Below are 4,386 nucleotides of genomic sequence, written 5' to 3' on the forward strand. Positions count from 1 at the left end.
GCATGGCCTTCTCCAACTCTGCTTCCGCCAAAAGCTTCTTGAGCCGGGCGTTCTCCTTCTCCAGCTGGGTCAGCCGTCTGGCCTCCTCGGCCTGCATGCCCCCGTACTGCTGCCTCCAGCGGTGGTAGGTCGGTTGCGTCACCTCGATGACGCGGCAGACGTCGGCGACGGTTTTTCCCTGAGCGATCAACTGCTCGGCGGTCTTGAGCTTGCGGATGATCTGCTCGGCTGTGTGCCTGGTGCGTTTCATGGTCGAGTCCACGGCCCAGTTTGGCCGGCTGAAGACTCTCATTCACCCTGGACCGGTTTCCGGGGCCCACGTCAACCCCGGCTGCATCGGCCAGTTGGATAACGGCGTCAAGGGCTGCTAACCAATCCGTCTTCGGATTCGGGTTTTGCTCTGTCGGGAGTGGCTGAAAGCCATCTTCCCAGCTTTCCTTGTCTGCAAGCTTGAGCAGCTCAATAGATCCACTCGGCCTAAAGGCGCTGATCTGCCCGATTCCGCGCCGCTGATAGTGGATGCGCTGACGGTCCTCCGACCATCCGAGGATGCGGAAGCTGCCGGCCAGGGCCTCGATGCCGGGGAGGCCGTGCTCACCCCCCTCCTGGGCTCGCTCTCCCAGCGCTCCCCCGGTGTGGTAGTGCAGGCTCCCGAGGAGGGCCGCCAGGGGCCGCCCAGGGTGAGGCTCGCCTTCTAAAGCCCCCTCATACTGGGCCAGCAGGCGCTCGCGGTCCATCGGCTCGCCTCCAAGGGCGTCGGAGGCGTCGGCAAAGCCTTCGAGCAGGTCTTCCACGCTGGGGGTGAACTTCAAGCCCAGCTTTTCGAGCTGGAGCACAGCCCCAGCGAGTTGGGGCGTGTGGGTCAGGCCGAGGTCGTTCCTCTCACCTGGGGCCGCTCCTTTCTGGAGTACCTCTGCCGTCGCTTTCGGCAGGAAGTCAAGCAGTGGCACCGGTGGTTGCAGCTTCGCAACTTTCTTCTCTCCATCACTCCAAGAGTGCGCCGCCCACTCGGCATCCAGCTCAGATGAACTACGGGCTCCACCCTTCGCGCAAGGGGAGGTCTTAAGGTTTCCTTTAGATTTCCCCTTCTCCGAAGAATGCTTCTTGCAGAGCGCGGCGAAGGCAGCTCGCCAGTCGGCTTCCCCGTCTGCTTCCAGCAGGCGCTCCACCCCCGGCAGGGCTGTCTCTGCCTCCAGCGACGGCGCTTCGCGCCGAATCGTCATCGGCAGCTGCTCCCTCCCCGCCGGGACCTTCTTCGAGGGCGCCAGCGGGCCCATGTTTATTGGCAGCCGCATCCGCTGGCTCTTCGCCGTGGTGACCTTCGGGTCCCCTTTCAAGTAGACGCACATCGCTTGCTGGAAGTCTTTGATAACCTCCCAAGGGGTGCCTTCAGCAAAGCGCCAGAACAGATGTAGTGACTTAGAGCCACTGAAGCACTTAACGTGCGGCTTAAGTGACTCAGGGAGCTTTTCAACGCGAGCGATTTGCTCATCAATAGACGATCCGTCTATCTCACAGACAGCAACCCGACGGCTGATGACATTTTCATCTCTCAACCCTTCGCTGGCCGGACCAAAGACTGCAGGGCAGAAGTAGATATCGGAGGTCGCCCACTTGCCTTGATACTKTCCCTTAACAGCGTGCTCTATCKMCAAGCGGAGGGACTGCGGCTTCCCCYCCGCTGGTGCCTCCCCCCCTTCAGCGAGCTTCCTRCGGTCGTTCTTCGTGTGGTATTTATRTGTTAAGTACACCTCCGACTGGTCTTCATCACCGTYCCCGTCTTCACGACGCTGTAGCTGAGCGGCGTWGGAAAAGARCGCACCGTCGGACCGGGCGCGGGTGATRGRAAATGKCTGCAYTGCCTCCCTTGTGGACTCCAGGYCAAGGGTGATGAGAGCGTCGGTGGTCTCGGCAAAGGGGTCGTCTCTCGCCACCCCCGGGTCGCGGTGCTCCTTGCAGATCGCGAGGTTGGCGGCTTGCCCCTCTGCGGCTGCAGCCTCCTCCGCCTCGATCTCCTCGAGGGGGTCGTGGCACTCCCACACCCCGGCTGGCTCAGCCTCAGCCTCAGCCTCAGCCTCAGCCTCTGCGGCTGCTGCGGCTTCTCTTGCCAGCTCTCTTGCAACATCTTCCCGGTCGTGAAGGTCGCACCGTTCCTTGTAGCGCCTCTTTACCTCTTCCTCGAACTGTTCGTGAAGCTCCTTAAGCTCTGGCCTTTCTACTTCTAACTCAGCCCTAATAGGCTGAGTCTCCTCTTCGTAGATAGCAGTAAGAATCTCCTTCCAGGAGCGGGTATCGCCCGTAGGCTTGCAGTCTGCGTGATTGTCCATTAGAATGATTGGGCGGCTGACGTTGTGTTTGGCGTTGGTTTGACGTTGGGTGTTGGGCCCGCTGCTCCCCTGAGAAAGGAGCGTCACCAAGAAGGCGGTCTCGGGAGTGATGCCCTGAGGCCGCTTTTTTGGTGACGCTCCTTTCTCAAGAGATCAGGCACGCTGGGGCTGCTCTGCCTGCCTGGCCGCTTCAGCAGCTTCAGCAGCGCGTTGCTCCTCCACCGCCCTGCAGTACTTGGTGAGCTTCAACTGAGCCACCAGCAGCCTGCGGGCCAGCGGACTCAGACGAGTGCTGTAACAGGAAGCCAGCTCCTGGAGGAGCTTCATCTCCTCGCGGCCCAGTCGGATCGAGATTGGTTTGAGCGGTGCTGCCCCGCTGGGCCGTTCCCAGTCGATGACTGCACCGGGAAGCTCCCCTGCGGGGGCTGGCCCAGGAGCTGTAGGGCCGCTGGAGACTGCCCCAGCGCTGGGGGTGAGGTGGTCGGTCTGAGGAGAATCCATGGGGCGTATGCAAAGTGCCTACGGCAAGTATGCTGCAGGTAGAAGTAGAAGAAGGGGCTATCGAGTAGGTAGCGCTCTATCGAGCCGATAAAGAGCTTCACTCTTACCGAACGAGTAAAATGTGCAGCCAGAAGCAGTGACCCAATACCTGCTGGGTCAGCTATTAGCCATCACTCCAATCAGCCATCGCTTCGCGAATGGCATTCGGACACCAAAGCACCTTGCCGTTGCTCTGCTGTGTGAGGGGCTTGGTGCGGTCCCATGAGGTCAGCTTCGATCCATGGGTCAAATCGAACGGTGCTCAAACGCCTGTTGCCCCATGACTCCATAAAGCAGTCCTTAGTCCCCACCTACAGCTCAAACCTCTGCAGGGCCTTCGATAGGTGGTCGGCCTTGAGCCACCGTTGGTAAGTCGTCGTGTGCATCTGCAAGCTGTGTCCCATGAGCCTCGCTGCTAGATCGGGTGGGACGCCTCGGGTCATCAGCCGCAGGGCGTAGGCGTGGCGGAGGCTGTATAGCGGCACCTTGACTCCTGCCCGGTGCAGGGCATCAGCAGCAGCCTTGCTGGTGGAGTTGGCCCCGGTGCGTTGCGGGCGAGGTAGCCCCCCGAGGTCGAAGCGTTGCACCCAGGAGCTGTGGCATGCGCGGACCTGCCGGGCCCCGGTCTTAGTGGTGTCCCCCACGAGGGCGAGACCTTCGGAAGTGAGCTGGACCTCGTCCAATTCGTGAGGGCGCAGGCCGAAGGCAGCCACCATTCCCCAGGCCCACTTCCAGTGGGGTTGGTGCAGCCGGTGGAACGTCCCCTCGATGAAGCCGTCCTCGGGGATGTCGCGGGGGTGGAGCGTGGCGCTGGTGTAGCCCCTGGCGGCCTGACGCAGGACGTCGGCATCCCAGCCAACAGTTCCCGCAATCTGAGCCAGGAGGTTTCCCTGGTCTCGGCGGGCGGCGGTGCCGGTGGGCATCGACTGGATCGCTCGGAGCAGCTCAGCGGGGGTCAGGGGGCGCWCTGCTGGGAGCTTCCGCAGGGCTGGCTGCCACTTCTTCGACCATGCCTGGTTGCCGCGCTCGGGGTTAGTTGCGTACCGGGTGGCGTGGAGCTGTTCGGCTGCGCGGCGGAACTCGGGGAGGGTGAGGATCTCTAGATGAGTCTCACGAGTCCAGTTTTGCCAGGAGAAGGTGGCAGATCGGAGCTGGTGGCCGAGGAGCTGGGCGAGGCGTTCGGCCTCTGGAAGGTTGGAGTAGCTGGCGTCGAGGCGGAGAGGGATGCGCTGTTGGCGGCGGATCGAGGGGTCAGATCGGTCGGGGAGGGTGGCTCGGAGGGCCAGAGAGGCTGCGCGGTGCTCGATCTGGCAGCGGTGGCCCCCGGCCTTGAGGCGATGGTTGAGGTCCTCCAAGGCCAGGGCGAAGGACATGGACTAAAACTTGGACTAAAGCGGGCCTTGAGAGTACTGGCGGAGGGCAGGCGAAGGTTGCAGAGATGGACGGGGAGTAGCCAATAAAAAGCCCACTTCCTAGTGAGGAAGCGGGTTCTGGGGTTATTGAAGGGCCCTCAAGGGGC

4 protein-coding genes are annotated in these 4,386 nt (G+C 62.3%); 1 reads left to right on the forward strand and 3 read right to left on the reverse strand.

The annotated features are described in order from the left end of the window. Positions 1-250 (reverse strand): transposase (locus tag IQ216_RS11880; protein ID WP_193815618.1); only part of this gene is annotated, 250 nt, incomplete at its 3' end. Between the two features lie 265 nt (positions 251-515). On the opposite strand from IQ216_RS11880, the gene IQ216_RS11885 reads away from it, so the two are divergent. Further along, positions 516-698 carry a hypothetical protein gene (locus tag IQ216_RS11885; RefSeq protein WP_193815619.1) on the forward strand — a complete coding sequence of 61 codons (183 nt, stop codon included), beginning with the start codon at positions 516-518 and terminating at the stop codon, positions 696-698. Between the two features lie 1,782 nt (positions 699-2,480). Here IQ216_RS11885 and IQ216_RS11890 read toward each other — a convergent pair. Then, entirely contained in the window at positions 2,481-2,654 is a 174-nt protein-coding gene (locus IQ216_RS11890) for a hypothetical protein (protein WP_193815620.1), read from the reverse strand. A gap of 524 nt (positions 2,655-3,178) precedes the next feature. Beyond that, positions 3,179-4,240, reverse strand: coding sequence for a hypothetical protein (locus IQ216_RS11895; protein WP_193815621.1), 1,062 nt, complete (start codon positions 4,238-4,240; stop codon positions 3,179-3,181). Between the last annotated feature and the right edge of the window lie 146 nt (positions 4,241-4,386).

Origin of the sequence: Cyanobium sp. LEGE 06143, from assembly GCF_015207535.1 — a bacterium.
In the GTDB taxonomy this organism is placed as follows: domain Bacteria; phylum Cyanobacteriota; class Cyanobacteriia; order PCC-6307; family Cyanobiaceae; genus NIES-981.